The sequence below is a fragment of the Ruegeria sp. BG9 genome (genome assembly GCF_056538305.1).
In genome coordinates this window covers 1-634 of record NZ_JBQFSY010000033.1, presented here as the reverse complement: position 1 = coordinate 634, position 634 = coordinate 1, and the positions used below count along the sequence as shown (strand labels likewise).

Here is a 634-nt window from a genome sequence, read left to right as displayed (position 1 = left end):
GGCGACCGTCTGCCACAAGGCACGGCTGCTCAGTGATAACGGATCCAGTTATATCTCTGGTGAACTTGCTGAATGGCTGGAAGATCAGGAAATCGATTATGTCCGAGGGGCACCATACCATCCGCAAACTCAGGGTAAGATCGAGCGCTGGCATCAGACCTTCAAGAACCGCATCTTGCTGGAAAACTACTACCTGCCCAGTGATCTCAAGCAGCAGATCGACGCCCTTGTCAATCACTACAACCACCGGCGCTATCACGAGAGCCTGCAAAACCTCACACCGGCCAATGTCTACTTCGGGCGCGGCCAGACCATTCTGAAACAACGAGAAAGGATCAAACGGAAGACAATCGAAACCCGGCGCTTGCTTCACCGCAAATCCGTCGCATAATCAAACCAATCAGATGCGCCGACCATCTCTTAGCTCAGGACGCCATCTGTCCCAAAATCCCTGACGACGGACACGCCCATGAAGCCGACAATGCCGAGGCAATCTATAGTCACGCTAAGAATGGAGGGTTTTCCGCCGACTTGGTGGTCGAGATAAAAAACATCTTTGGACCCGAGACCGCCGCCGCAAAGAAACCAATCTGAACTGGGGCTGACAGAAGTAAGCCTCTTAAAGCGCCCGCTG

2 protein-coding genes are annotated in these 634 nt (G+C 53.3%); one reads left to right on the top strand and one right to left on the bottom strand.

Annotated features, from left to right (window positions below):
• Nucleotides 1–391, top strand: a 391-nt coding sequence (locus tag ACR0I8_RS22100) for an integrase core domain-containing protein (protein ID WP_480703675.1), incomplete at its 5' end; no start/stop codon positions are given.
• Between the two features lie 29 nt (nucleotides 392–420).
• Here ACR0I8_RS22100 and ACR0I8_RS22095 read toward each other — a convergent pair.
• Nucleotides 421–634: hypothetical protein (locus tag ACR0I8_RS22095; RefSeq protein WP_480703673.1), on the bottom strand; the 214-nt coding region annotated here is incomplete at its 5' end.